The organism is uncultured Sphingomonas sp., assembly GCF_946477935.1.
GTDB lineage: Bacteria > Pseudomonadota > Alphaproteobacteria > Sphingomonadales > Sphingomonadaceae > Sphingomonas.
In genome coordinates this window covers 1-26,366 of the sequence record NZ_CAMLAC010000026.1, presented here as the reverse complement: position 1 = coordinate 26,366, position 26,366 = coordinate 1, and the positions used below count along the sequence as shown (strand labels likewise).

The 26,366-nt window shown below is 66.9% G+C and carries 27 protein-coding genes and 1 tRNA gene; 14 read left to right on the top strand and 14 right to left on the bottom strand.

Features of this window, described 5'->3' with window-relative positions; all coding sequences use genetic code 11:
* Nucleotides 1-224: 224 nt before the first annotated feature.
* From Q0U08_RS04990 to Q0U08_RS04975, 4 genes are all read right to left on the bottom strand, one after another.
* Nucleotides 225-1,787 (bottom strand): alpha-N-arabinofuranosidase, encoded by a 1,563-nt coding sequence (locus Q0U08_RS04990; protein ID WP_298090125.1) that lies wholly within the window; start codon nucleotides 1,785-1,787, stop codon nucleotides 225-227.
* Nucleotides 1,788-1,839: 52 nt separating this feature from the next.
* Nucleotides 1,840-2,772, bottom strand: a complete 933-nt coding sequence (locus Q0U08_RS04985; RefSeq protein WP_298090124.1) for a Gfo/Idh/MocA family oxidoreductase — start codon at nucleotides 2,770-2,772, stop codon at nucleotides 1,840-1,842.
* Between the two features lie 5 nt (nucleotides 2,773-2,777).
* Nucleotides 2,778-3,779 (bottom strand): AraD1 family protein, encoded by a 1,002-nt coding sequence (araD1, locus tag Q0U08_RS04980; RefSeq protein WP_298090122.1) that lies wholly within the window; start codon nucleotides 3,777-3,779, stop codon nucleotides 2,778-2,780.
* Between the two features lie 110 nt (nucleotides 3,780-3,889).
* The gene (locus Q0U08_RS04975; RefSeq protein WP_298090120.1) at nucleotides 3,890-5,449 is read right to left on the bottom strand and encodes an aldehyde dehydrogenase (NADP(+)); all 1,560 of its coding nucleotides are present in this window, start codon (nucleotides 5,447-5,449) and stop codon (nucleotides 3,890-3,892) included.
* A 112-nt stretch (nucleotides 5,450-5,561) separates the two neighbouring features.
* Here Q0U08_RS04975 and Q0U08_RS04970 point away from each other — a divergent pair, with 112 nt between their 5' ends.
* Entirely contained in the window at nucleotides 5,562-6,323 is a 762-nt protein-coding gene (locus tag Q0U08_RS04970; RefSeq protein ID WP_298090118.1) for a FadR/GntR family transcriptional regulator, read from the top strand.
* 81 nt (nucleotides 6,324-6,404) lie between these two features.
* On the opposite strand, the gene Q0U08_RS04965 is transcribed toward Q0U08_RS04970, so the two are convergent.
* Entirely contained in the window at nucleotides 6,405-7,715 is a 1,311-nt protein-coding gene (locus Q0U08_RS04965) for a sugar MFS transporter (protein ID WP_298090116.1), read from the bottom strand.
* 132 nt (nucleotides 7,716-7,847) lie between these two features.
* Here Q0U08_RS04965 and Q0U08_RS04960 point away from each other — a divergent pair, with 132 nt between their 5' ends.
* From Q0U08_RS04960 to Q0U08_RS04950, 3 genes are all read left to right on the top strand, one after another.
* Nucleotides 7,848-8,996, top strand: coding sequence for an aldose epimerase family protein (locus Q0U08_RS04960; protein ID WP_298090115.1), 1,149 nt, complete (start codon nucleotides 7,848-7,850; stop codon nucleotides 8,994-8,996).
* Between the two features lie 12 nt (nucleotides 8,997-9,008).
* Nucleotides 9,009-10,808: an IlvD/Edd family dehydratase gene (locus Q0U08_RS04955; RefSeq protein WP_298090114.1), complete on the top strand. Its 1,800-nt coding sequence runs from the start codon at nucleotides 9,009-9,011 to the stop codon at nucleotides 10,806-10,808.
* A gap of 166 nt (nucleotides 10,809-10,974) precedes the next feature.
* Entirely contained in the window at nucleotides 10,975-11,496 is a 522-nt protein-coding gene (locus Q0U08_RS04950) for a PilZ domain-containing protein (RefSeq protein WP_298090113.1), read from the top strand.
* 39 nt (nucleotides 11,497-11,535) lie between these two features.
* On the opposite strand, the gene Q0U08_RS04945 is transcribed toward Q0U08_RS04950, so the two are convergent.
* Nucleotides 11,536-11,697 (bottom strand): hypothetical protein, encoded by a 162-nt coding sequence (locus Q0U08_RS04945; protein WP_298090111.1) that lies wholly within the window; start codon nucleotides 11,695-11,697, stop codon nucleotides 11,536-11,538.
* 84 nt (nucleotides 11,698-11,781) lie between these two features.
* Entirely contained in the window at nucleotides 11,782-13,407 is a 1,626-nt protein-coding gene (locus Q0U08_RS04940) for a DUF5597 domain-containing protein (RefSeq protein WP_298090110.1), read from the bottom strand.
* A 106-nt stretch (nucleotides 13,408-13,513) separates the two neighbouring features.
* On the opposite strand from Q0U08_RS04940, the gene Q0U08_RS04935 reads away from it, so the two are divergent.
* From Q0U08_RS04935 to Q0U08_RS04920, 4 genes are all read left to right on the top strand, one after another.
* Nucleotides 13,514-14,644, top strand: coding sequence for a fumarylacetoacetate hydrolase family protein (locus tag Q0U08_RS04935; protein WP_298090108.1), 1,131 nt, complete (start codon nucleotides 13,514-13,516; stop codon nucleotides 14,642-14,644).
* A 5-nt stretch (nucleotides 14,645-14,649) separates the two neighbouring features.
* Nucleotides 14,650-15,414, top strand: a complete 765-nt coding sequence (locus Q0U08_RS04930; protein ID WP_298090107.1) for an SDR family NAD(P)-dependent oxidoreductase — start codon at nucleotides 14,650-14,652, stop codon at nucleotides 15,412-15,414.
* Entirely contained in the window at nucleotides 15,405-16,271 is an 867-nt protein-coding gene (locus tag Q0U08_RS04925) for an SMP-30/gluconolactonase/LRE family protein (protein WP_298090106.1), read from the top strand. The genes Q0U08_RS04930 and Q0U08_RS04925 overlap by 10 nt, the downstream gene beginning before the upstream one ends.
* A 154-nt stretch (nucleotides 16,272-16,425) precedes the next feature.
* The gene (locus Q0U08_RS04920) at nucleotides 16,426-17,826 is read left to right on the top strand and encodes a sugar porter family MFS transporter (protein WP_298090105.1); all 1,401 of its coding nucleotides are present in this window, start codon (nucleotides 16,426-16,428) and stop codon (nucleotides 17,824-17,826) included.
* A gap of 70 nt (nucleotides 17,827-17,896) precedes the next feature.
* On the opposite strand, the gene obgE is transcribed toward Q0U08_RS04920, so the two are convergent.
* The gene (gene obgE, locus Q0U08_RS04915; RefSeq protein WP_298090104.1) at nucleotides 17,897-18,943 is read right to left on the bottom strand and encodes a GTPase ObgE; all 1,047 of its coding nucleotides are present in this window, start codon (nucleotides 18,941-18,943) and stop codon (nucleotides 17,897-17,899) included.
* A gap of 39 nt (nucleotides 18,944-18,982) precedes the next feature.
* Nucleotides 18,983-19,597 carry a TetR/AcrR family transcriptional regulator gene (locus Q0U08_RS04910; protein WP_298090102.1) on the bottom strand — a complete coding sequence of 205 codons (615 nt, stop codon included), beginning with the start codon at nucleotides 19,595-19,597 and terminating at the stop codon, nucleotides 18,983-18,985.
* A gap of 30 nt (nucleotides 19,598-19,627) precedes the next feature.
* Between Q0U08_RS04910 and Q0U08_RS04905 the strand changes: the two genes are divergently transcribed.
* The gene (locus Q0U08_RS04905; RefSeq protein WP_298090100.1) at nucleotides 19,628-20,515 is read left to right on the top strand and encodes a metal-dependent hydrolase; all 888 of its coding nucleotides are present in this window, start codon (nucleotides 19,628-19,630) and stop codon (nucleotides 20,513-20,515) included.
* Here Q0U08_RS04905 and Q0U08_RS04900 read toward each other — a convergent pair.
* The 4 genes from Q0U08_RS04900 to hspQ all read right to left on the bottom strand — a co-directional run bounded on the left by Q0U08_RS04900 (nucleotide 20,512) and on the right by hspQ (nucleotide 22,357).
* Nucleotides 20,512-21,048 (bottom strand): GNAT family N-acetyltransferase, encoded by a 537-nt coding sequence (locus Q0U08_RS04900; protein WP_298090098.1) that lies wholly within the window; start codon nucleotides 21,046-21,048, stop codon nucleotides 20,512-20,514. The two genes, Q0U08_RS04905 and Q0U08_RS04900, sit on opposite strands and share 4 nt — an antisense overlap.
* Nucleotides 21,049-21,222: 174 nt before the next feature.
* A complete protein-coding gene (gene rpmA / locus Q0U08_RS04895; protein ID WP_112383483.1) occupies nucleotides 21,223-21,492 on the bottom strand; it encodes a 50S ribosomal protein L27 in 270 nt (89 codons plus the stop codon).
* A gap of 33 nt (nucleotides 21,493-21,525) precedes the next feature.
* Nucleotides 21,526-21,822 (bottom strand): 50S ribosomal protein L21, encoded by a 297-nt coding sequence (gene rplU / locus Q0U08_RS04890; protein WP_112383482.1) that lies wholly within the window; start codon nucleotides 21,820-21,822, stop codon nucleotides 21,526-21,528.
* Nucleotides 21,823-21,976: 154 nt separating this feature from the next.
* Nucleotides 21,977-22,357 carry a heat shock protein HspQ gene (gene hspQ, locus Q0U08_RS04885; RefSeq protein WP_298090096.1) on the bottom strand — a complete coding sequence of 127 codons (381 nt, stop codon included), beginning with the start codon at nucleotides 22,355-22,357 and terminating at the stop codon, nucleotides 21,977-21,979.
* Between the two features lie 125 nt (nucleotides 22,358-22,482).
* Between hspQ and Q0U08_RS04880 the strand changes: the two genes are divergently transcribed.
* Together Q0U08_RS04880 and Q0U08_RS04875 are read left to right on the top strand one after the other, a co-directional pair.
* Nucleotides 22,483-22,572, top strand: a tRNA-Ser gene (locus tag Q0U08_RS04880).
* Between the two features lie 76 nt (nucleotides 22,573-22,648).
* Complete coding sequence (locus tag Q0U08_RS04875; RefSeq protein WP_298090095.1) at nucleotides 22,649-23,410, top strand: ZIP family zinc transporter; 762 nt, start codon at nucleotides 22,649-22,651, stop codon at nucleotides 23,408-23,410.
* 326 nt (nucleotides 23,411-23,736) lie between these two features.
* On the opposite strand, the gene Q0U08_RS04870 is transcribed toward Q0U08_RS04875, so the two are convergent.
* Complete coding sequence (locus tag Q0U08_RS04870) at nucleotides 23,737-23,883, bottom strand: hypothetical protein (protein ID WP_298090094.1); 147 nt, start codon at nucleotides 23,881-23,883, stop codon at nucleotides 23,737-23,739.
* 121 nt (nucleotides 23,884-24,004) lie between these two features.
* Between Q0U08_RS04870 and proB the strand changes: the two genes are divergently transcribed.
* Genes proB through Q0U08_RS04855 form a run of 3 tightly spaced genes read left to right on the top strand, consistent with a single transcriptional unit; the run spans nucleotide 24,005 to nucleotide 26,300 of the window.
* Nucleotides 24,005-25,108 (top strand): glutamate 5-kinase, encoded by a 1,104-nt coding sequence (gene proB, locus Q0U08_RS04865; RefSeq protein ID WP_298090092.1) that lies wholly within the window; start codon nucleotides 24,005-24,007, stop codon nucleotides 25,106-25,108.
* The gene (locus Q0U08_RS04860) at nucleotides 25,105-26,001 is read left to right on the top strand and encodes an NAD(P)-dependent oxidoreductase (RefSeq protein ID WP_298090091.1); all 897 of its coding nucleotides are present in this window, start codon (nucleotides 25,105-25,107) and stop codon (nucleotides 25,999-26,001) included. Before proB ends, Q0U08_RS04860 begins: the two co-directional genes overlap by 4 nt.
* Nucleotides 26,002-26,054: 53 nt before the next feature.
* On the top strand, nucleotides 26,055-26,300 hold the full coding sequence (locus Q0U08_RS04855) for an acyl carrier protein (protein WP_298090089.1): 246 nt from the start codon (nucleotides 26,055-26,057) through the stop codon (nucleotides 26,298-26,300).
* The last annotated feature ends 66 nt before the right edge of the window (nucleotides 26,301-26,366 follow it).

Here is a 26,366-nt window from a genome sequence, read left to right as displayed (position 1 = left end):
CGTCGAGAAGACATGGACGACCCCGCCCTCCCGGATGATGACGGGATCGTGGACGGGGGCGATATCACCCGCCAGCCGGTCGTTCAGCGGCGTCGCCTGCGGTGCGGCGGCCCCGAGCATGAGCGCGGCGGCGGCCAGTTTCAGCCCCATTTTCAACCGGCGCATGGCCTGTCCTCTTAAAAAAATCGGCCCCTCCCCGCATCGCAGGGAGGGGTATCGCTGGCTCAGCGCAGGTCGAGCATCACGACCGACTTGGCCGGCAGGGTCACGGTCAGCATATTGCCGCTCACCTGCGCGCCGTTAAAGGCCGCGGGCACCAGATTGTTCGGCTGCTCGAAGGTGTTGAGCGCGTTGATCGTCGGCGCGGTCAGCACCTGCCCGCTGACGCCCGAGGCGTTCAGACCGGCGAGCGTCGTCGTGACCGTGATCGCCTTGTTCGGATCGGCATTGGCAAGGCCGACATGAACCACGCCCGCCTTGTCCCGCACCGCCGATGCGCTGACCGCAGGCATCGTCCACTGCTGGTTATTGTACCAGGGGGACTTCACTTCGATCGGCAGCACGGTGCCGTCCATGTACGGCTTGTACATCTTGAACACGTGATAGGTGGGCGTCAGCACCATCTTCGGCCCGTCGGTCAGGATCATCGCCTGAAGGACGTTCACCATCTGTGCGATCGCGGTCATCTTCACCCGGTCGGCATGGGCGGCGAAGATGTTCAGGTGGATCGCCGCCACCAGCGCGTCGCGAAGCGAGTTCTGCTGGCGCAGGAAGCCCGGATGCGTGCCCGGATCCTGCCCGTACCAGGTGCCCCATTCGTCCACCGCCAGGAACACGCGCTTCTTGGGATCATATTTGTCCATGATCGCGGTGTGCTTGGTGATGAGCTCGTTCATCTTCCACGCGCCCGCCAGCGTCTCCGCCCAGGCGGTCTCGTCGAAATCGATCGCCGACGCCTTGGGCGGCCAGCCGCCGGGCGTGGTGTAGTAATGCAGCGACAGCGCATCGAGCTGACCCGCCGCCTCGCGCATCATCACCTCGGTCCAATTGTAATCATCGACGTTCGCGCCCGCCGCGATCTTCATGATCCGCGTGCCCGCCGGTGCCTTGATGAAGGTGGCGTAACGACGCGTCAGATCGGCGGCATATTCGGGGCGCATGTTGCCGCCACAACCCCACAACTCGTTGCCGACGCCGAAATAGGGTACCTTCCACGGTTCCTTATGGCCGTTCTTCGCGCGCTCGTCCGCCAGCGATCCGGCCGGCGAGGTCATATATTCGACCCACTCCGCCATTTCCTGCGGCGTGCCGTTGCCGACATTGCCCGCGACATAGGCTTCCGCGCCGATCTGCTCGGCCATGTCGAAGAACTCGTGCGTGCCGACGGTGTTCGGCTCGGTCACGCCGCCCCAGTGCGTGTTGATCTTCACCGGGCGCTTGTTCTTCGGGCCCACGCCTTCACGCCAGTGATATTCGTCGGCAAAGCAGCCGCCCGGCCAGCGGATCACCGGCACGCCCAGATCCTTCAGCGCGCCGACCACGTCGTTGCGGAAGCCGCGCGTGTTGGGAATGCGCTTGTCGTTGCCGACCCACAGGCCGCCATAGATGCCGTTGCCCAGATGCTCGGCGAACTGGGTGAAGATGCGGCGGTCATAGGTCGCGCCGGGCGTGTCGCCCTTTACCGTTGCGGTTGCGGTATCGTTTGCGGGCGCAGTGCCTTGCGCCTGCACCAGCGCGGCGCTGCTCAGCAGCAGGGCCGCCGTCAGGCTCTTCCACGGTTTCATCATGTCGCTCTCCCTTTGCTGGCGACCGGCCGGTCTGGCCCGCCGGTTCGCCCGTTCAATCCTCGAATGCGTCGACCACGACGCGGTGGCCGCGCAGGAATGCATCGGCGACGAGGCGCATCGGCGCCACATCAACATCGCTCTGCCCCGTCTGCACCAGCTCGGCGAAACGGGCGTAGAGGCCGGCATATTCCTGGTCCTCGCGCGCCTGCACACCGTCTGGCAGGGTCAGCACCGCGCCACCCTTCGACAAGGTGCAGGTGCCGGCATCGGTTTCCACAACGATGTCCCAGGTCTGCGGCCCGGTCTGGCGCCAGTCCAGATCCATCGCGATCGGGGTGCCACCGGTGTCACGGAACGACAGGTCGGCGGCGATCGGCGCGGCGCGGTTGGCGGGCAGCGACAGCGTTCCTTGTGCCAGGAAGAACGGGCGCGGCAGGATATGCGTGGCGATCGACAGCGCGTTGATGCCGGGATCGAACACGCCCAGTCCACCCGGCTCCCAGATCCAGGCCTGACCCGGATGCCAGACGCGAACATCCTCGCGCCAGGTGATCTGTGCCGATCGGATCGCCTTGTCCGCCAGCCACGCCCTGGCGGGCGCGACGCCTGCGGCGTAGCGCGAATGCCAGCTTGCGAACAGCGAGACGCCGGTGGCGGCCGCCTCGCTTTCCAGCGCGACGACTTCGGCGAGCGTCGCGCCGGGCGGCTTTTCTAGAAAGACGTGCAGGCCCTTTTGCAGCGCCTGCGCCGCCAGATCGTAGCGCACCTGTGGCGGGGTGCAGAGCGCCACCGCGTCGATTGCGGGACCGTTCGCCAGCAGGTCGTCCAGGCTGCGGAAGTTCGGCACCTCCGCCAGCCCCTCGCCCCGCGGCGAAACGGTCGCGGCCAGCGTGAAATCGTCGTTGCCGGCGATCGAGGGCAGGTGCTGATCGCGCGCGATCTTGCCCAGCCCGACGATCGCGATCCGGATCGGGGTGTTCGTCATGCCGTTCAGAGCGCCTTGACCGTGGTCACTGCATCCGCCGCACCATCGGCGCGCGCCAGCGGGTTGCGCAACGGCAGCGTGAAGGGGGCCGCCTCGATCTCGAACACGTCGCCTTCCTGCGTCTGCACGCCCTCGGTGAAGGACAGGGTCGCGGTGCCGAAGAAGTGGACATGGATGTCGCCCGGCCGGCGGAACAGCGCATATTTGAAGTGGTGATGCTCAAGGTTCGCCAGCGTGTGCGACATGTTCGCCTCACCCGACAGGAAGGGCTTTTCCCACAGCGTCTCGCCGCCCCGCACGATGCGGCTGCTGCCCTCGACATGATCGGGGATGTCGCCGACATACAGCTCGGGGCCGAGCGAGGCCTGGCGCAGCTTGGAATGGGCGAGCCACAGATAATTGTGCCGCTCGGTCACATGGTCGGAGAACTCGTTCGCCAGGCACAGGCCGAGGCGGAACGGCGTGCCGTCCGGCCCGATCAGGTAGATGCCGGCCAGCTCGGGTTCCTCGCCGCCGTCCTGCGCGAAGGCGGGCATGGTCAGCGCGTCGCCGGGGGCGACCAGTTGCGAGCCGTCGCCCTTGTAGAACCATTCCGGCTGCTGGCCGACCTGGCCGTCGGCGGGCTTGCCGCCCTCGACGCCTTCCAGGAACATGCGCATCGAATCGGTCTGCTTCTCGACCGCCGCCGCCTCGCGGTGCATCTTGTCCCGGCCCTCCGCCGAGCCGAGATGGGTGAGACCGGTGCCTGCCATCACCAGATGCGCCGGATCGGCATGGTCGATCGGCGAGATGATGCGCCCGGCCGCCAGTTCCGCGGCGAGGTCGACGGTGTCGCCGGTGCCGCAGGCGCGTACCGCGTCGGCCAGGCTCTGCCCCGCTTCGATCGCGCGGGCGGCGAGCGCATGGACGCTTTCGACGCCGGTCACGATGGTGGCTTGGTCGCCCTCGGCGACGATCACCGAGCGGGTCCCGTCGGGCGCACGGTGCTGCAACAGGCGGATGGCCATGGTCTTCCCCTCACTGATATCGCGCGCCGCCGTTGCGGTCGCGATGAATGGTCATGAATGCGTGGCGGATCGCCCCCACCCCGGTGGATGCGGGCGATCCGCGCCGAACGTTACGCCGGCTGGCCGTCGATCAGGCGCGGCGCACCTTCGGCACCGTCGCGCAGTTCGGCCGGCAACAGCGCCGAGATCAGGTTCTGGTAGGACACCGGACGCAGGAAGCGATCGATCGCCATGCTGCCGACCGAGGTCGTGCGGCCGTCCGACGTCGCGGGGAACGGGCCGCCATGCACCATCGCATGTGCCACCTCGACCCCCGTGGGCCAGCCATTGGCCAGGATACGGCCGGCCTTGCGCTCCAGGATCGGGATCAGGCGCGCGGCCAGATCGGTATCGCCCTCGTCCATCTGGATCGTCGCGGTCAACTGACCCTCGGCCGCGCTCAGCACCTGCGCCAGCTCGTCCGCATTCCGGCAGCGGACCAGGAGCGACGACGCACCAAACACCTCATGGCCGAGCGAATCGTCCGCCAGGAACTCGGCAGCCGTGGTGGCGAAGAACGCCGCCTGACCCTGCGCAACACCCTCGCCCACCCGACCGCGAGCGATCGTCTCGACATGGTTGTGACCGGCCAGCGCCTCGACACCCTGATCATAGGCCTGGTGGATGCCCTTGGTCAGCATGGTCTGCGCCGCCGCACCCGGCAACGCCTCGCGCGCCGCACCCACGAACGCGTCCAGCCCCTCGCCCTCGATCGCGAGCAGCAGGCCGGGATTGGTGCAGAACTGGCCCGCCCCCATGGTGAGCGATGCGACGAATGCGGTACCCAGCGCCGCGCCGCGCGCCTTCAGCGCCTCGGGCATCAGCACGACCGGGTTGATGCTCGACATCTCGGCATAGACCGGGATCGGCACTTCGCGGCCTTGCGCGATCTGGACCAGCGCCAGACCACCGCCGCGCGAGCCGGTGAAGCCGACCGCCTGGATACGGGGATCGCGGACCAGCGCGCTGCCCAGTTCGTTGCCGGGGCCGACGAGGTGGCTGAACACGCCTTCGGGCAGACCGCAGGCCGCGACGGCACGGCGGATCGCACCGGCGACCAGCTCACCGGTCTGCGGATGGGCGGGATGCCCCTTCACCACCACCGGGCAACCGGCGGCGAGCGCAGAGGCGGTGTCGCCACCCGCTGTCGAGAAGGCGAGCGGGAAGTTGGACGCACCGAAGACGGCGACGGGGCCGAGCGGGATCATGCGCAGGCGCAGATCGGGGCGCGGCAGCGGCTGGCGATCGGGCATGGCGGGATCGATGCGCAGGCCCAGATAGGCGCCGCGACGCACGACGCCGGCGAACAGCTTCAACTGGCCGACAGTACGACCGCGCTCACCCTCCAGACGCGCGCGCGGCAGGCCGCTTTCGCGCATCGCCGCCTCGATCAGCGGGTCGCCGATGGCGATGATCTCTTCGCCGATCTTTTCCAGGAAAGCGGCGCGCGCCTCGCGGTCGATCGCACGATAGGTGTCGAATGCGGCCTCTGCGGCGGCGCAGGCGGCATCGACATCGGCGGGGCCATGAACGGCGAAAGGCTCGCCCACCGGCTCTCCGGTGGCGGAGTCGATCGAGCGGAAAGCGGTCGCCTCGGTACGGTCCAGCGTGGCGGCGGCGGTGTCTGTCATGTCCTGCTCCTTGATTACTCTGACATAAAAGATCGACAGCGGTCTGGCAATCTTTATCGTTCCCCCCTTAGCCTGCAATTGATAGGCAAAGCCACGACGGGAGGATGACAGCATGGGTGACGCGGAACGCAGCATAGCGGACAGCGGGGTGCCGGACGCGACCAAGCGGGTGCCGCGCGGGACCGGGCGCCGTCTGCACGGGGCCATCGCGCACAAGTTGGGCGTGGCGATCTTGTCCGGGGAATATGCCCCCGGCGATACCCTGTCGGGCGAGGTGGCCTTTTCCGAGGCGCTGGACGTATCGCGCAGCGCGTACCGGGAGGCGGTGCAGGTGCTGAGCGCGAAGGGGCTGGTGGAAAGCCGGCCCAAGACGGGCACCCGCGTATTGCCGCGCAATCGCTGGAATTTGCTAGACCCCGACGTGCTGGCCTGGGCGTTTTCGGGCGAACCCGACGTCCAGTTCGTCCGCTCGCTGTTCGAGCTGCGCGCGATCGTCGAGCCTGCCGCAGCGCGGCTTGCGGCGGAGCGGCGCGACAAGACCGAGTTGAAGGCAATGAAGGAGGCGCTGGTCGCGATGCGGCGCCATACGCTGGCCACCGAAGCGGGCCGCGCCGCCGACCGCGACTTTCACGACACGATCCTGCGCGCGACGCGCAACGACGCGCTGGTCGTGCTGACCGCCAGCATCGGCGCGGCGGTCAACTGGACGACGCAGTTCAAGCAGCGCGCCCGCGCCCTGCCCCGCAACCCGGTGCCCGATCATGTCCGCGTCTATGACGCGATCGCGGCAGGCGATCCGGTGGCGGCGAGCGACGCGATGCGGGTGCTGGTCGATCTCGCACTGGAGGATACGCGCAGCGCGATGGAGGAATGAGCGCCCTCCCCCTCCTGCCATGAAGAAAGGGCCGCCCGGTTTCCCGGACGGCCCTTTTCTTTATGCAGCGCGAAGGACGGTTCAGCCGACCGGTTTCTGGTCCGGCAGCGCGTTGGTCGCCCGCGACCCCCACACCGCATAGAACAGGATATACAGCTCGCACACCGCGGTCAGCAGGAACGAGGTCTGCAGGCCATAGGTGTCGGCCAGCCAGCCCTGCACCACCACCAGCGCACCGCCGGCGATCGCCATGATGAGCAGGCCCGAGCCTTCCTCGGTCAGCACACCCAGGCCCTTGATGCCAAGCGTGAAGATCGTCGGGAACATGATCGAATGGAACAGCCCGACCAGGATCAGCGACCACATCGCCACCGGCCCGCTGGCGAACACGGTGATGATCATCACGATGAAGGCGAGGACCGAGAACACCGCCAGCACGCGTTCGGCCGACACCTTCTGCATCACGAACGACCCGACGAAACGGCCGACCATCATGCCGCCCCACAGGAAGGTGAGGTAGCGGCCCGCCTGCTCATGCGTCAGGCCCGCGACCGTCGGCGAGCTGACAAAGTTCACGAACAGGTTGGCGACGCCGATCTCCGCGATCAGGTAGATGAAGATGGCGGGGATGCCGAACACCAGGTTGCGGTGCTTCCACAGCGAATGCTGCTTGCGCTCGGCCTTGGCGACGCGGTTGGTGGCCGAACCCATTGCGGGCAGCGGGAAGCGTGCGATGACGATGGCGAGCACGACCAGCACGATCGCGACCAGCACATAGGGCAGGATCACCGATTGCGCGTCGGCAAGCCGCTCCGCCTCGGTCAGCACCACCCCGGCCTCGGCCGTACCGCCCCTGGAGCGACCCAGGATCAGATAGGCACCGAACAGCGGCGCCAGCATCGTGCCCAGCGAGTTGAACGCCTGCACCAGATTGAGGCGCGACGACGCGGTCTCAGCCTTGCCGACCACCGCGACGTACGGATTGGCGGCGACCTGAAGCAGCGTGATGCCACTGGCGATCACGAACAGCATGAACAGCGTCACGCCGTAGGACGGGATGCTGGCCGCCAGCGTCATGCCCAGCGCACCCGCCGCCATGATCAGCAGGCCGGTGACGAGCGACTTCTGGTACCCGATCCGCTCGATCAGCTTGGCCGAGGGGATGGACGCGAAGAAATAGGCGATGAACCACACGCTCTCGATCAGCGTCGTCTGCGTGTAGTTCAGGTCGAACACGCTTTTCAGATGCGGCAGCAGCGTGTTGTTGATGACCGTGATGAAGCCCCACATGAAAAAGAGGCTGGCAAGCAGGGTCAGCGCCGACCGGTAATTGGTATCATCCCCGCCACCGGGGGCCGCGGCTGCGGCGTTTACGTTGATTGGCGAAGCCATCCCACCCTTCTCCTGATCGGCACACCGAATTGCCGGCTTTACGCGACGCAACGGCTTGCCCTTCTCTGTATTGTCCGACTATATTGCTCGCCAAGACGCGTCAATGGCGTCAAGCAGGCGAAGGGATGAGGAATGCGGACGGCATCAGTCAAGGGTATGACGTTGGTAGCGGTATCGATTTTGGCTCTTTCAGGGACGGCCGCCTATGCCGGTGAGGCCAAGCGCATGCCCGCAGGCACGTTGCAGGATGGCACCGCGGTCGAGGCGATCACCCTGACCAACGCGCAGGGGCTGTCCGCGCGTATCCTGACCTATGGTGCGACGCTGCAATCGGTGATGCAGCCTGACCGTGCCGGCAAGTCCGCGGACGTGCTGCTCGGCTATGACGACCTCGCCTCCTACGAACAGCATCCCAATTTCTTCGGCGTCACCGTCGGCCGCTATGCCAACCGCATCGCCGGCGGCAAGTTCACGCTGGACGGCAAGGCGTACCAACTGCCGCTGAACGACAAGACCAATTCGCTGCACGGCGGCGGCAAGGGCTTCGACAAGCAGAACTGGCGCATCGTGTCGACGAAGAACGGCCCCACCGCCAGCGTCGTGCTGGCGCATACCAGCCCGGACGGCGAATCGGGCTATCCCGGCAAGCTGGACACCACCGTCACCTATTCGCTGGACGAACAGGGCGCGCTGACGATCGCGTTCGAGGCGAAGACCGACAAGCCGACGGTCGTCAACATGACGAACCATGCGATCTTCAACCTGAACGGCGAAGGCTCGCCCATGGGCGCGACCTTCCACAAGCTGACCATCCCGGCGGCCGCCTATACGCCGGTCGATGCCAAGCTGATCCCCACCGGCCAGCTTGCGCCCGTGCAGGGCACCGTGTTCGACTTCCGTCGCCCCCGCGTCGTCGCCGACGGCATTCGCGACGGGCGCGACCAGCAGATCCGCTATGGCCAGGGCTACGACCATAATTTCGCGCTCGACAAGGGGCTGACCGCCACGCCGCAGCTTGCCGCGCGGCTGGAGGATCCCGCCTCGGGCCGTGTGCTGGAGGTCTTGACCACCGAGCCCGGCGTGCAATTCTATTCGGGCAACTTCCTTGACGGCACCTATGTCGGCAAGTCGGGCCACCTGTACCGCATGGGCGACGGCATCGCACTGGAACCGCAGAAGTTTCCGGATGCGCCGAACAAGCCCGACTTCGTTTCACCGCGTGTCGATCCGGGCAAGCCGTATCGCCACACGATGATCTATCGCTTTTCCACCGCTCGCTGATCCGGAACCATCATGACCGAACCGTCCACAACGCCCAAGCTGCGCAGCCGCGCCTGGTTCGACAATCCCGCCAATATCGACATGACCGCGCTCTACCTTGAGCGGTACCTGAACTTCGGCCTGAGCCTCGAGGAGTTGCAGTCGGGCAAGCCGATCATCGGCATCGCCCAGACCGGCTCCGACCTGTCGCCCTGCAACCGCCATCACCTGGTACTGGCCGAGCGCGTGCGCGAGGGCATCCGCGAGGCGGGCGGCATCGTGCTGGAATTCCCGGTCCATCCGATCCAGGAAACCGGCAAGCGCCCGACCGCCGGGCTGGACCGCAACCTGGCCTATCTGGGGCTGGTCGAGGTGCTGTACGGCTATCCGCTGGACGGCGTGGTGCTGACCATCGGTTGCGACAAGACGACCCCGGCCGCGCTGATGGCCGCCGCCACCGTCAACATCCCGGCGATCGCGCTGTCGGTCGGCCCGATGCTGAACGGCTGGCACAAGGGTGAGCGCACCGGATCGGGCACGATCGTGTGGAAGGCGCGCCAGATGCTCGCCGCCGGCGAGATCGACGACAAGGAGTTCATCCGCCTCGTCGCCTCGTCCGCGCCCTCGACCGGCTATTGCAACACGATGGGCACCGCGACCACGATGAACTCGCTGGCCGAGGCGCTGGGCATGTCGCTGCCGGGTTCGGCCGCGATCCCCGCGCCGTATCGCGACCGCCAGGAAGTGTCGTATATCACCGGCAAGCGTATCGTGGAGATGGTGGCCGAGGACCTGAAGCCTTCCGACATCCTGACCCGCGAAGCATTCCACAATGCGATCCGCGTCAATTCCGCGATTGGCGGATCGACCAACGCACCGATCCACCTCGCCGCGCTCGCCCGCCATATCGGCGTCGACCTGCCGCTGAAGGATTGGGAGACGGAGGGGCACAAGGTGCCGCTGCTCGTCAACCTGCAGCCGGCGGGCGAGTATCTGGGCGAGGATTATTACCGCGCCGGTGGCGTGCCCGCGGTGGTCAACCAGTTGATGGGCCAGGGGCTGATCCATGAGGACGCGCTGACCGTCAACGGCCGCACCATGGGCGACAATTGCCGCGGCGCGGAGATCGAGGACGAAAAGGTCATCCGCCCCTATGACCAGCCGTTGAAGGAAGAAGCCGGCTTCATCGTGCTGTCGGGCAACCTGTTCGACGCCGCGATCATGAAGACCAGCGTCATCGGCCCCGAGTTCCGTGAACGCTACCTGTCCAACCCCGACGACCCTGACGCGTTCGAGGGGCCGGCGGTCGTGTTCGACGGGCCGGAGGATTATCACCACCGCATCGACGATCCGTCGCTGGCCATCACGCCGGAAACGCTGATGTTCATGCGCGGCGCCGGGCCGATCGGCTATCCGGGCGCGGCCGAGGTCGTGAACATGCGTCCGCCCGCCTATCTGATCACCGAGGGTGTCCATGCCCTGCCCTGCATCGGCGACGGTCGTCAGTCGGGTACGTCGGGATCGCCCTCGATCCTGAACGCCAGCCCGGAAGCGGCGGCGATGGGCGGCCTGGCGCTGCTGCGCACCGGCGACCGGGTGCGCATCGATCTGAACAAGGGCACGGCCGATGTGCTGCTCTCCGACGAGGAACTGACGCAGCGTCGCGATGCGCTGGTCGCCGCCGGTGGGTATCAGTACCCCGCTTCGCAGACCCCGTGGCAGGAAATGCAGCGTGCGGTGGTCGGTCAGATGAACACCGGCGCAATCCTGGAGGGTGCCGAGAAGTACCAGCGCATCGCGCAGACCCAGGGTCTGCCGCGCGACAACCACTAAGCGCAAACGACGAGCGATCGTCGACGGGCCAAGGGGGCCTGTCGGCGATCGCAGTCTTTGCCGATGAAAATACTTTAACAGGCGGAAGCGGGTAGATCGAATTAAACCATATCTTTGCAAGTTGCACTGATATCGGTTTTATGTCTCGCGTAACCCTGTCCCCATCGTGCTGAGCGCATTCCGCCCGCGCGAGCCGCGCACCAAGGTGTTCGTGCCCTGCCGTCTGAACCTGAGCGGCGCATGGGGGGATGCCTGCATCCACAACGTGTCGTCGCGGGGTTTGCTGATCGCCGCCGACCAAAAGCCCCAGACCGGTGATTATATCGAGGTCCGCCGCGGCACACTGGTCATCATCGGCCGCGTCATGTGGCGCAAGGATCGCTTCTTCGGCGTGCGCACGCAGGACCGGGTCAGCGCAGAGGCGCTGACGCGTGAGGCGCGGCTGACCGCCCGCCCGGGCGGCGGCACGAACAGCGATCAGGAACGCCGTACCCGCGCACGACTGATCGCGGAGGGTCGCGCGGCACGCCGGGCCGAAACCTCCCGGCATCGCTCATCGGCGCTGCAATATGCCGTCTTCGCCGCTGCCGGCTGCGCCACCGCGATCGTCATCGCGCTGGAGGTCCATGATGCGCTGGCCAGCCCGTTCACGATCATCGACGCGGCGTTGGCCCGCACTGTGAACTGACCGCCCGGCCCCTTTGACGATAAAAGGGCCGGGGTTCGTTCATCCGCAGGGGCGCCGCACCAGCGTTTCGGTGCCACTATAGGTCACCTCGGCATCGAAGCCGTTATCGTCGGTGACCGGCCGAGGGGGCGAGACCCACTTCATCCGGATGGTGCCGGTCGCCTCGTCATAGCGGATCGGCACGCGCACCTGCTTGGGCATGCGCAAGCGTGATAGCGCTACCGGCAAGCAGCGCCGTAATCATCATGGCCTTCATCGTCATCGATCCGCTGTTGTCCCCGAACCTCAGCGATACCGGCCCATCGTCACCTTCAGCACCTGCGGCCGGTCGACCAGGTTGATGCCGTAGTCGGTCTGGTCGCCGTTCCAGATGCGGTGCATCACCCATTTGCCGTCCTGGAAGGTGCCTTCCTCCACGCGCAGCGTCATGCCGTTGGGCGGCGCGCCGGGGGCGGACCCGAAGCTGATCCGGGCATGGTCGCCGACGACCAGAAATTCGTCGTCGGACAGTTGCGCGACCGCGACCCCGCCGACCGGCTCCTTGCCCCAGGGCGTCGGATCGGCCTTCAGCCAGGTCCAGTCGGCCTGCCCGAACTGCCACAGGCCCCAGTTCACCGTGATCGCCCACTGGCCCATCACCGTCTTCTGCGCGGCGCCGTCATCCGGCTTGGCGGTGCCCCAGGTCGGGCGGCTGGCCGCGATCCGCGCCCAGTCGCGCGCGATCGGCCCCAGCATCGCATAGGGCAGCGCAAACGCGTCCAGCGTCGCATCGTCCAGTTGCTTGGCGCCCAGCGGATAGTTGGATGCCCCCGTGTCATCGATGCCGAACGGCGCGAAGCCGATGCCGCCGCGTCCGATCGTCGCATAGAAATACCGCCCGAAATCGCGCGAATTGCCGATTTCCGGCACCATCAGCGCATTGTCGGGCCGCGCATATTTATCCAGATATTGGATCACGTTGGTGCTGGAGCGATCATAGATGTCGGGTGCCGCGAAATCGATCGCGGGCGCCGCCGCCTTCCAGATGTCCAGCACGTCCTGCTGCGGCCCGCCGCTGGCCACCCCCATCGGATCGGGCACGTTGGACGGCCCGGCCAGCGAAGCGTTGACGTACATGGGCAGCGGCTTCACCGCCTTGCCGGCGGCCGCGATCTCGTTGACGAAGGCCGCAGTGTACCAGGTGTTGAACGCCCGGTCCGCCTGATCCCCGAACGCCTGCGCCCAGGTACCGCGCTTGCCGGTCTTCTTCGCCAGTGCCGCAGGGATGGCCTGCGCGAACAAACGGTTGGCCACCGCACCATAATCGCGCGGATTGCGATAGCTGCCGACTTCGTTTTGCGGCTGCACCATGATGACGGTGTTCTGGGGATCGTGATCGCGCAGATACTCGATCACCTTCACAAAGGCGCGCTTGTCCGCCTCCAGCGTGGCGCGGCCGTGCGGCGAATGGACATAATGATCCTCGCCCGTCTTCGTCTTGGCGCGCGGAAAGCGGCGATTGTCCAGCTTCATCCAATCGGGCGCATAGCTGGGCGAGGTGTTCTTCCACGTCCCGAACCACAACAACACGACGCGCTTGTCATGCGCGCGCGCCTGATCGAGCAGCGTCTGCAGGAAGGAGAAGTCGAACCGGCCCTCCTGCGCCTCAACCTGTTGCCAGGCGATCGGAATCTCCAGCGTGTTGGCATGGATGCGGTCCAGCATCGGCCAGACCTGGGGAAGCGATGCGGCATAGTTGCTGGAATTGTGCACCTGCGCGCCCAGCATCAGGAAAGGCGCGCCATCGACCAGCAGCGCGTGGCGGCCGTCCTTGCTCACCAGCCGCGGGATCGGCGTGGTGGCGGCCGGTGCCGGCGCGGTTTGCGCTGCGACTCCCGTGGTTGCCAACAATGCGGCCGCGATCGCCGTCATCCATCGTCCGTTTGCCGGCATCCCCTTGTCCCTCCTATAGATTTCCCGCCCACTTGACGGCACTTGTCCCGCGACCGATACCGCTAACAGAGACGGAGGGGAACAGGTGTTGCACCAAATTGACGCGTTGATCGCATCGCTGCCGGCCGACTGGCGCGAAGGGCGCTTTCTGGGCCGCATCGATCGTGGCGAGGGCCCCTGCCCCGTCCTGGTCGAGCGTGGCGAACTGATCGACATGAGCCGCGTGGCCCCCACGGTCGCCGCGCTGATCGCTGCCGGCACCATCGACGGCGCGCAGGGCGAATCGCTGGGCGACCTGGCCGAACAGGACGCGCTGACCCTGCTCAGCCCGATCGACCTGCAATGCGTAAAGGCCGCCGGTGTCACCTTTGCGGTGTCGGCGCTGGAACGCGTGATCGAGGAACAGGCGCGCGGCGACTATGCCGCCGCGGCGGCGGTGCGCGAGCGGCTGGAAGCGGCGCTGGGCGGCAGCATCCGCTCGGTCGTCCCCGGCTCGCCCGAGGCCGCCAGTCTGAAGCAGGCCCTGATCGAAGGCGGCATGTGGTCGCAATATCTGGAGGTCGCGATCGGCCCCGATGCCGAGATCTTCACCAAGAGCCCGGTGCTCTCCACGGTCGGCGCCCGGGCGGAAATCGGCGTCCGCTCCGATTCCACCTGGAACAACCCGGAGCCGGAGGTGGTGCTGGTCGCCGACGCCCATGCCAGGGCGATCGGCGCCACGCTGGGCAACGACGTCAACCTGCGCGATTTCGAGGGCCGCTCGGCGCTGCTGCTCGGCAAGGCCAAGGACAATAACGCGTCCTGCTCGCTCGGCCCGCTCATCCGCCTGTTCGACGACGGCTTCACCATGGACGATGTGCGCTCCAGCCAGGTCTCGCTCAAGATCGAGGGTATCGACGGCTATGTGCTGAACGGCGCCAGCTCGATGTCCGAGATCAGCCGCGATCCCGAAGACCTGCTGGCGCAGGCGGTCAGCGAGCATCATTATCCGGACGGCTTCGTCCTGTTCCTCGGCACGCTCTTTGCGCCGACCCAGGATCGCGACGAACCCGGCCGCGGCTTCACCCACAAGACGGGCGACGTGGTGACGATCAGCAACCCGCGCCTCGGTACGCTGACCAACACCGTCACCACCTCCAAGGCTGCTCCCGCCTGGTCCTTCGGGATCGGCGACCTGATGCGCAATCTCAGCGCGCGCGGCCTGCTCTCGGTATGAACGACATGAACAATCGCGCACTCTATCCCAGCCTGAAGGGCAAGCGGGTCATCGTCACCGGCGGCGGCTCCGGCATCGGCGAAGGACTGGTCGAGGCGTTCGTCGCGCAAGGCGCGCGCGTCGGCTTCGTCGACATCGCCGAGGACGCCAGCAGCGCGCTGGTCACCCGGCTGAGCGACGGGGCCGCCCATGCGCCCGTCTTCCGCCGCTGCGACCTGACCGATCTGGACGATCTGGCCCGCGTCTTCGCCGAGCTGGAGGCCGAACTCGGCGGCGTCGACATCCTCGTCAACAATGCCGGCAATGACGATCGCCACGGCATCGACGACGTGACGCCCGCCTATTGGGACGAGCGGCTGAACGTGAACCTGCGCCACCAGTTCTTTGCGGCCAAGGCGGTGTTGCCGGCGATGAAGCGTGCCGGTGGCGGATCGATCCTGAACTTCGGCTCGATAAGCTGGCACCTCGCGCTGAACGACCTCGTCCTGTACCAGACATGCAAGGCCGCGATCGAGGGGCTGACGCGCAGCCTGGCGCGCGACCTGGGGCGCCAGAACATCCGCGTGAACACCATCGTCCCCGGCAACGTCCAGACGCCGCGACAGGAAAAATGGTACACGCCCGAGGGCGAGGCCGAGATCGTCGCCGCCCAGTGCCTGGACGGCCGCATCCAGCCTTCCGACGTCGCGGCGCTGGTGCTGTTCCTTGCATCGGACGACGCAAAAATGTGTACTGGCCACGATTACTTTATCGATGCGGGGTGGCGATGAACGCGGAACATCTTCTGACCGTTGGGGCGACGCTGGCGGAGGGGCCGATCTGGGTCGACGACGCCTTGTGGTTCGTCGATATCAAGCAGCAGCGCATCTATCGCTACGATCCGGCCACGGACACGCGCGACGACTGGGCCGCGCCGGAAATGGTCGGCTGGGTCGTGCCGGCGGCGCGTGGCGGCTTCGTCGCCGGGCTGCAATCCGGTCCGCATCATTTCGATCCCGCGACCGGCGCGTTCGAGCGTCTGGCCGAGATCGAGCCGCATCTGCCCGCCAACCGGCTGAATGACGCGGCGGTGGACGGCCAGGGTCGCATCTGGTTCGGCACGATGGACAATGACGAAAGCGCCGACAGCGGCCAGCTTTACCGGTTCGAGAACGGCCAGGTCTCGGAAGCGGAGGCGGACAAGGTGTGCATCACCAACGGTCCGGCCATCGCGCCGGACGATACCGTCCTTTATCATGTCGATACGCTGGGCAAGACAATCGTCGCGCATCCGATCGCGGCCGACGGCACGCTGGAGCCTGCCCGCCCCTTTCTCACCTTTGGCGACGAGCATGGCCATCCCGATGGCGCGATCTGCGACGCGGAAGGCGGCGTCTGGGTCGGCTTCTTCGGCGGATCGGCCGCGCGTCGCTTCGCCCCCGATGGCACGATGACGCACGAGGTGCGCTTCCCCGTGTCGAACATCACCAAGATCGCGCTGGGTGGTCCGGACGGGCGCACCGCCTATGCCACCACCGCGCGCCAGGGCCTGTCGCCCGAGCAACTGGCGGAGCAGCCGCAGGCCGGTGACATCTTCACCTTCCGCGTCGACACGCCCGGCAAGCCGGTCCTGCGCGCAAAGGTCTGACGATCGGGCCGCCCTCACCCTTCCCTCTCCCGCCGGGAGAGGGAGGGAGCGGCAAAGCCGCGGAAGGGTGAGGGCGGCCCGGACTTATTATGACACGCCCGTCCATCCGCCCGGCAGACGGCGGCACGACGGGGATCAAGGGAAGGATCGACACGTGGAAGGCAGGCACAATACCAGCCTGATCGCGCTCATCGTCGCCGTCGCGACGATCGGCGGGTTCATGTTCGGCTATGATTCGGGTGTCATCAACGGCACGCAAAAGGGCATCGAGGCGGCGTTCGACCTCGGCCGCCTCGGCATCGGCATCAATGTCGGCGCGATCCTGGTCGGATCGTCGATCGGCGCGTTTACCGCGGGGCGGCTCGCCGACCTAATCGGGCGGCGCAACACGATGATGCTGGCCGCGGTCCTGTTCCTCGTTTCCGCGGTGATGGCGGGCGCGGCGGGATCGTCCGCGATCTTCATCATCGCCCGCATCATCGGCGGCCTGGGCGTCGGCGCGGCATCGGTCACCTCGCCCGTCTATATCTCCGAGGTCACGCCCGCGAGCATCCGCGGCCGGCTGTCGAGCGTGCAGCAGGTGATGATCATCTCCGGCCTGACCGGCGCCTTTGTCGCCAATTTCGCGCTGGCGCGCTGGGCCGGTGGCTCCACCGCCGAGTTCTGGCTGGGCTTTCCTGCCTGGCGCTGGATGTTCTGGCTGCAAGTCGTGCCCGCCGCCATCTATCTGATCGCGCTGCTCTTCATCCCGGAAAGCCCCCGCTATCTGGTGGTGCGTGGCCGTGACGTCGAGGCCGAGACCGTTCTTACCCGCCTGTTCGGCGCGGAAACCGCCCGCCGCAAGGTCGCCGATATCCGCGCCAGCCTCGCCGGTGACCAGCACAAGCCGCGCCTCTCCGACCTTCTGGACCGCAAGACCGGCAAGGTCCGCCCGATCCTGTGGGTGGGCATCGGTCTGGCCGTGTTCCAGCAACTCGTCGGCATCAACGTCGTCTTCTATTACGGCGCCACCTTGTGGGAAGCGGTCGGCTTTACCGAGGACAATGCACTCCAGATCAACATCCTGTCGGGTGCGCTGTCGATCGGCGCCTGCCTGCTGACGATCGCGCTCATCGACAAGATCGGGCGCAAGCCGCTGCTGCTCGTCGGATCGGCGGGGATGACCGTGACGCTGGCGACCGTCGCCTGGGCCTTCTCCACCGCGGTCACCGATGCCTCGGGCGCGGTCAGCCTGCCGGGCAATTCGGGCATCATCGCGCTGGTCGCCGCCAACCTCTACGTCGTGTTCTTCAACGTCAGTTGGGGTCCGGTGATGTGGGTGATGCTGGGCGAGATGTTCCCGAACCAGATCCGCGGCTCCGCGCTCGCGGTATCGGGCTTCGCACAGTGGATCGCCAATGCCGCGATCTCGGTCAGCTTCCCGTCGCTGGTGGTCTCGCCGGGTCTGGCGATCACCTATATGGGCTATACCGCCGCGGCGTTCATCTCGTTCTTCTTCGTCCGCGCCATGGTCCACGAAACCCGTGGCCGCGAACTGGAGGACATGGTCGGCTGATACGAAAAACCCCTCCCCGTTGCCGGGGAGGGGTTTTCTGATGCGGGTTCGGCCGCTGCTGGTGGTCCGATCAGATCGGCGACCACTCCACCGCATCTTCCTCGCCATCGTCATTCACCGGCGCATCCGCCGGCGGGCCCATCGCTTCCAGCAGCTTGTCCAGCACCCAGTCCACGCCGACGCCGCTCGCGCCCGACAGCGGGATGACGTCTGCGCCACTCGCCTCGGCCAGCTCGGCCGACAGTGCCTCGATCAGTTCGTCGTCCAGCGTGTCGATCTTGTTCAACGCCACGATCTGCGGCTTGTCGACCAGTCCCGCGCCATAGGCTTCCAGTTCATCGCGCACGATGCGGTAGCTCTCCGCCACATCCTCGTCATTCGCGTCGACCAGATGCAGCAGCACGCGGCACCGCTCGATATGCCCCAGGAAACGGTCGCCGATGCCGGCGCCGTCCGCCGCCCCTTCGATCAGGCCGGGAATGTCCGCGACCACGAACTCCCGCTCCTTGTGCCGCACCACGCCAAGCTGCGGCCGGGTGGTGGTAAAGGCATAGGCACCAACCTTGGCCTGCGCATTGGTGACGGCATTGATGAAGGTCGACTTGCCGGCATTGGGCAGCCCGACCAGCCCGGCATCCGCCAGCAGCTTCAGGCGCAGCCACACCCACGCCTCCTCATTGGGCCAGCCGGTGCCGTGCTGGCGCGGGGCGCGGTTGGTGGAGGTCTTGTAGCTGGCATTGCCGCGCCCGCCATCGCCGCCGCGCAGGAATATCTCGCGCTGGCCGACCTTGGTGAAGTCGATCAGCACCTCTTCCTTGTCCTCGGACAGCACCTGGGTGCCCACCGGCACCTTGATCACCAGATCCTCGCCGCCGGCACCCGTGCGGTTCGATCCGGACCCACCCTGCCCGCGGGCTGCGCGGAAATGCTGCGTGTAGCGGAAGTCGATCAGCGTATTGAGCCCGGCCACCGCCTCGAACACGATGTCGCCGCCCTTGCCGCCATGTCCCCCGTCCGGCCCACCATATTCGATGAACTTCTCCCGACGGAAACTGACGGCCCCGGGCCCACCGGCGCCGGAGCGGACGTAAATCTTGGCTTGATCAAGAAAATGCATGCGCCGCCCCTTAGCCGAAGCGGCCCCTCTTGGGGAGCGTCAATCCTGTGGCGCGCGCGGCCCCGCCTGCGCGTCATGCGCCGCCAGCAGGTGACGCAGCGCCAGCCCGCGCGCTGCCTCCTCGTCCAGCCCCAGCGCCGCCGCCAGTTGCCGCCCGATCAACGCCTGCCCCAGCGCAGTCAGCACCAGCGACAGCGTCGTCTCCGCCAGGAACACCCGGTCCGCCGGGTCCGCCGGGTTGGACGACAATTGCTCCACCAGTTCGCGGATCGCGGTCAGCATCGGATCGAACACCCCTCGCTCGCCCGTCAGGATCACCCAACTGGCCAGCGCCCCGCCCCCCTCGCGCCCGAACGCATCGAACGCCAGCGCGACGATCGCCGCCGGATCCCCCATGCCGGACCGCGCCGCCTGCACCGCGCGCCCGATCTGCCGCGTGATATCGGTCGCCATCCGCTCGGCCAGCGCGCGCTGCAGATCGGCGGCACTGCCGAAATGGTGCAGCAGATTGGCATGGGTACGTCCCATTCGCGCCGCCACCGCCTTCAGCGTCATCGCCTGTGGCCCGGATTCGATCAGCAGCGTGCGTGCAGCGTCGAGCGCCTGCGCGCGCGACTCCGCCGGGGGCAAACGACGTCGGGTTGACGCTTCCACACACGCTCCTTACCTACACCAATGTAAGCTATGCAACTTGCGCTACAGTCGGAGGTTTTTGTGGCCAAAGCAATCACGCCCGCCGATTTGACGATCACGCCGCGCGATGTCCGGTTCGGCCGCGACGTCAGGCTGCGGCGCTACTGGTTGAACGACGATCCCGTCGCCACCGCCTTCTACAACGCATTGTCCGTCACCTTTCCTCGCGGCGAGGCGTTCTTCTGCGACAGCGTCAAGGCATTCCGCGAGGGCACGCCCCCCAAGCTGGACGCAGAGATCCGCGCCTTCGTGAAGCAGGAGGTGATCCACAGCCGTGAGCATGTCGCCTTCAACCGCCACGTTACCGAACAAGGCTATGACACCAGCCGGCTGGAGCGCGACGTGGTGGCGCAACTGGCGCTGACCGACGGCAGGCCGCCGATCGCCCGCCTGGCCGCGACCATCGCGCTGGAGCATTTTACCGCGATCCTGGCGCACGCGCTGATCGCTGATCCGCGCCATCTGGCAGGCGGCGACCGGGAGGCGGCGCGGCTATGGCTGTGGCATGCCGCCGAGGAGATCGAGCACAAGGGCGTCGCCTATGACACATGGCTGCATGCTACGCGGCATTGGCCGCGTTTCACCCGCTGGCGGATCAAGGCGCTGGTGATGCTGATCACCACCGGGCGATTCGTGAACGGCCGCCGCCGCGGCATGCTGGACCTGCTCCGCCAGGATGGGCTGACCGGCCCGCGCATCTGGTGGCGGCTGTTCCATTATGCGCTGATCCGACCCGGCATGGCGCGCAAGGTGGCCGGCGCATGGCTCAGCTACTTCCTGCCCGGCTTCCATCCCTGGAAGCATGACGACCGCGCCCTGATCGGACTGGCGGAAAGCGACTATGCCGATGCGGTCATGCCGGAGCCGCGCGCAGCCTAGGCCGCGAGCGCCACCGGCGCGGCTCGCTCCCCCTCCAGATCGAGTTCGTAGCCAATGGCCAGCCCCGGTTCGCGCCGCCCCCGCGAGGCGAGCGGCGCGATCTCACCCGTGGCGCAGAAGCCGAGCTTGGCCAGCACCCGGCCGGACGCGGGATTGTCGACGAAGTGGCGCGCATATAGCCGCCGGGCACCCAGCGCATGGCGGGCGATATCGATCACCGCCCGGCCCGCCTCGGTCGCATAGCCGCGCCCCCAGGCGAACGGCGCCAGCCAATAGCCAAGCTCCTCGCCACCGACGAGTTCGATCCCGCCCACCAGACGCGGGCCGGCAGCGATATTGTCGAAGATCAGGAAGCGGGGGTCATGGGCGCCGCGCGGTTGCGCCAGGAACGCCTGCGCATCGCCCAGCGCATAGGGCCAGGGCGCCCGCGCCAGCCGTGCGACCACGTCCTCATGGCTGATCGCATGCACCAGCTCGGGTGCATCCTCGGGCCAGCCGGGCCGCAGCATCAATCTCTCCGTCCGCGCGAACATTCTCGTACACTCCTCGTCGCGTCGCGCGTGCCCTGCCACAGCCACGTGACGGAACAACGACATACGCTAGGACGGGAGCACGAAAAAAAGGGAGCCGGGGTGACCCGTCTCCCTTTTTGGCTGGTTCCGTCGCGGAACCCGGGTCACCCTGGTGGGCGACCCGTATGATCGCCCTTATTCGGCCGCAGCCGCAATCATCTCGACCGAGCAATATTTGCGGCCGAGCTTGCCCTCGGCAAACGCTACGCGGCCGTCGGTCAGCGCGAACAGCGTGTGGTCCTTGCCGATGCCGACATTGCGGCCCGGATAGAACTTGGTCCCGCGCTGACGCACGAGGATGTTACCGGCGACGCACTCCTGGCCACCGAACTTCTTCACGCCAAGGCGGCGGCCGGCCGAATCGCGACCGTTGCGCGAAGAACCGCCTGCTTTCTTATGTGCCATTGCGATCTACTCCTGGATTCTCGAAACGTCTGCTCAGCCGACCGAAACGATCTTGAGGATCGTGTGGTTCTGGCGATGGCCGTTGCGGCGACGATAATTGTGGCGGCGACGCTTCTTGAAAACGATCACCTTCTCACCCTTGGCCTGGGCGATGATCTCTGCGGCGACCGTCAGGCCGCTGGTCGACTTCAGCTCCGAGCCCTCGCCCATGAGCAGCACATCGTCCAGCGTCACCGACGCGCCGGCCTCGCCCTCGATCTTCTCGACGACGATCTTGTCTCCGGCGGCGACGCGGTACTGCTTGCCGCCCGTGCGCACGACTGCGAACATGGCTGTTGTCACTTCCCAAATGCATGTGCCCCGCAAAGGCCATGCCCAGCGGGAAAGAAGCGTCAGCTAGGCAAATGGGGCAAGATTGTCAACCGCCGAGCAGGCCTTCGGGCATTTAGCGCCGCCGAAACGCTCTTTCGCGAGTTTCCAGATCCTAATGCCGGTGTTCCTGCCGCAAACGGTAGCGCCCGTCCTCGAACCCCGTGAACAACCCGGCGATGGCGGGGTGATCGATGGGCTCGTCGCTGTCGTCGGTCACCAGATTCTGCTGGCTGACATAGGCGACATAGCTCGATTCCATGTTCTCGGCGAGCAGATGGTAGAAGGGCTGGTCCTTGGACGGACGGATCGATTCGGGGATCGCCTCATACCATTCCTCGGTATTGGCGAAGACCGGATCGACATCGAACACGACGCCGCGGAAATCGAACAAACGGTGCCGCACCACCTCCCCGATCGCGAAGCGGGCATGCGCGATGGCGGGAGCCTCCACCTCCAGGCGGTCGGGGATATGGACGGGATCATGACGTGGCATGGGGAACAATCTAAGGTTTTTGCGGCGCGGCACAAGTTCGACGCTTGCATCGCCCGAATCCTTCGATTAGAGGCGCGCCCTCGACCGATCGGACGGGCTCGCAAGGGCCTTGCACGAACCTCAGCGGAGAGGTGACAGAGTGGTCGAATGTACCGCACTCGAAATGCGGCGTGCCCTCACGGGTACCGTGGGTTCGAATCCCACCCTCTCCGCCACTTACCTGAAATAACGCGATCACCGGCACCCGCCGGCCTTTTGCACGTTCCGGCCATGGGCCCATGGGGAGCGGACATGCATCAGGTTCTAACGGCCGGGTTATGGGGGCTGGTCGGTGGCTCGGCGCTGATTCTGGGCGCGGCCATTCCCTATCTGGTCACCCTGCCGCAGCGGGTGATCGCGGCGGTCATGGCGATCGGCTCGGGCGTGCTGATCTCGGCAGTCGCCTTCGACCTGATGGACGAGGCTTATGCGCAAGGCGGCTTCGATTCGACGGCGGCCGGATTCGTCGGCGGCGCCGCGGTCTATACGCTCGCCAACATCATGGTATCGCGACAGGGTGCGCGCCACCGCAAGCGCTCGGGCAGCAACCCGCACGAGAAGCAGCCCGATGCCGCGGCCAATTCCGGCCTCGCCATCGCCATCGGCGCGCTGCTCGACGGCATTCCCGAATCGGTGGTCATCGGCACCAGCCTGTTGAGCGGTGGCGGAGTCAGCGCGGTGATGGTCGCCGCCGTCTTCCTGTCCAACGTTCCCGAAGGTCTGGCGAGTGCGGCGGGAATGAAGCAGTCCGGCCGTTCGCCGGCCTATGTCTTCGGCGTATGGATCGCCATCGCGCTGGCCTCCGGCCTGGCTGCGATGATCGGCAACGCCGCGCTTGCCGGGGCGGCACCGGACATTCTGGCCGCCGTCACCGCCATCGCCGCGGGCGCGATCCTGGCGATGCTGGTCGATACGATGATCCCCGAGGCAACCGAATCGACCCACGATTATTCGGGCATGATCGCCGTTATCGGCTTCCTTGCGGCCTTCATCCTCACCAAGCTCGATAGCTAGAACAAGCTGCGTGAAATCCGATCCACCCCCCTCCGTTCGTGCTGAGCCCTTCGACTGGCTGGCAAGCCAGCCGCTCAGGATAAACTTCAGCGCTTCGCGCTGAAGTTTATCCTGAGCTTGTCGAAGGGCTCAGGCCGAACGGATGTGATGACGCAGGTTTAACGCACGATGCTCCAGCGCATGTTGCGAGGCCAAAAAAAAAGGCCGGTCCGCAGACCAGCCATGAAAGTTTTTAGGAGAGGATGCCTGAAAGGCCCGTCCCTTGTGCAGCGCAGCACACAAGCACGCAAGTGCATTGAAGTTACGTGCAATTGCGCATTCTGCAATCACCCGGAATTGGCCGCATAGGCATACATCAGCCCGAACGCGACCAGCAGCGCGAACACCATATAGATCGCCATCGACGGCGCGATGATGCGTGAGGCATTCTGGCCCTTGGAATTGTCGCCCGCACCTTCGGGAATCTCCGCCATCATCGTCTCCATGCGTTGGTATCGTCAGCCTCCCGAACGCGCGAACCCCGCAAAGGATACCGTGGCCTCGGGGCTCGGCCCGCATTGGCACCCCCCGCCAACCGCGCTAACGCCGTGGGCCATGGCGCTGTTTCCCCCCTCCTCCTGCGCGCGACTGGTCGTGAAGATCGGCTCCGCGCTGCTCGTCGCTCCCGATGGCACGGTGCGGCGTGACTGGCTCGCCGGCCTCGTCGCCGACATTGCCGAACGCCACCGCGCCGGCCAGCAGATCGCCATCGTATCATCGGGTGCCATCGCGCTGGGTGCACGCCGCCTGGGTCTTCCCAGGGGCGGCCGCGCCAGCCTGGAGGATGCGCAGGCCGCCGCCGCCACCGGCCAGATCGTACTCAGCCAGACCTGGGCCGAACTGCTCGGCGGCCAGAACATCACCGCGGCGCAGATGCTGGTCACGCTGGACGATCTGGAACATCGCCGCCGCTATCTGAACGCCGCTGCGACGCTGGGCCGGCTGCTCGGCCTCGGCATCGTGCCCGTCATCAACGAGAATGACAGCGTCGCGACCGAGGAAATCCGCTTCGGCGACAATGACCGGCTTGCCGCGCGCATCGCGCAGGCGGCGGGCGCGGGCGGCGTCGTGCTGCTGTCGGATGTCGATGGCCTGTACGATGCCAATCCGCACACCAACCCCGCCGCGCAGCATATCGCGCGGGTCGAGACGATCGACGCGGTCGCCGGCATGGCCGATGCGGGCTCCGCCTCCGGGATGGGATCGGGCGGCATGGTATCCAAGATCGCCGCCGCGCGCATCGCCACCAGTGCGGGCACGCACCTCGCCATCGCCAGTGGCCGCATCGACCATCCGCTCGCGACCGAGGCACGGCACACGCTGTTCGTCGCCGCGCACGCCGCCCCCGCACGCAAGGCGTGGCTGGCCGGCGGCCTCACCGCCCGTGGCGCGATCCATGTCGATGCCGGCGCCGCCCGGGCGCTGGCGGAGGGCGGCAGCCTGCTCGCGGCCGGCGCGACCCGCGTGGAAGGGCGCTTCGACCGCGGCGATCTGGTGACGATCGAGGGACCGAGGGGCACGATCGCACGCGGCCTGTGCGAATATGACGCCGCCGATGCCGCGCGCCTGCTCGGCCGGCGTTCGGACGAGCAGGCCGCGATCCTGGGCTATGCGCCGCGTGCCGCGCTGGTCCACCGCAACCATCTGGCGCTGCTGTGATCCTCGGCGTTACTGGCGCGACCGGCTTTGTCGGCCGGGTCTTGGTGGAACAGGCGCTTGAACGCGGGCACAGCGTCCGCGCGCTCACCCGCCGGGCGCAGGCCCCACGGGACGGGGTGACATGGGTGGAAGGCGCGCTCGACCGCCCCGACACGCTCGCCACGCTGGTAGCGGGCACGGACGCGGTTCTGCACATCGCCGGCGTCGTCAACGCACCCGATCGTGCCGGCTTCGCGAAGGGCAATATCGACGGCACCGCCGCGATGCTCGCCGCCGCCACCCGGGCCGGCGTGATGCGCTTCGTCCATGTCTCGTCGCTGTCCGCGCGCGAACCGCAGCTCTCCGACTATGGCTGGTCCAAGCGCGAGGCGGAAGGCCTGGTCGAAACGAGCGATCGCGACTGGACGATCGTCCGCCCCACCGGGGTCTACGGTCCCGGCGACACGGAGATGCGCGACATGTTCCGCCTCGCGCGCCGCGGCCTGGCGTTCCTTCCTCCGCCGGGCCGGCTGTCGCTGATCGCGGTGGAGGACCTTGCCCGCCTGATCCTTGCGCTCGGGCTGACTGATGGTCCCCGCGCGGTGCTGGAGGTGGATGACGGCACCGTGCTGACCCATGCCGACCTCGCCCGGCTGATCGGCCGCGCGGTCGGCACCCGCGTGCTGCCGATGCACCTGCCGGCTGCACTGCTCCGCCTCGGCGCGCGGCTCGATCGCCGCTTCCGGGGTGCGGGCGCGAAGCTGACGCCCGACCGGGTCGGCTATCTCTGCCATCCGGACTGGACCGCCGACCCCGCGCGCCGCCCCGATCCGTCGCTCTGGATGCCCGCCGTCCCCACCGCTGAAGGCCTTGCCGCGACCGCCCGGTGGTATCGCGACGCCGGTTTGCTATAGGCGGCCGGAAAGACGCCGCATTTGCATGCCATGCGGCCCCCGAAAGGATCATCATGAGCGACCGCCAGACCATCTTCGACACCGTCGCGGCCCAGATCGCCCCCTTCAACAAGAAGGGCGTGGCGCTGACCGAGGGCACCACCTTCCAGGGCGATCTGGAATGGGACAGCCTGACCGTGATGGATTTCGTCGCCGCGATCGAGGACGAGTTCGACATCATCATCACGATGAACATGCAGGCGGAGATCGAAACCGTCGGCCAGCTCGTCGATGCCGTCGTCAAGCTGAAGCAGGACTGACCCCCACCCCCGCGCCCGCGCCGCCTCATTGGCGGGCGCGGGGGTGGGGGCTGTCTCTTATACACA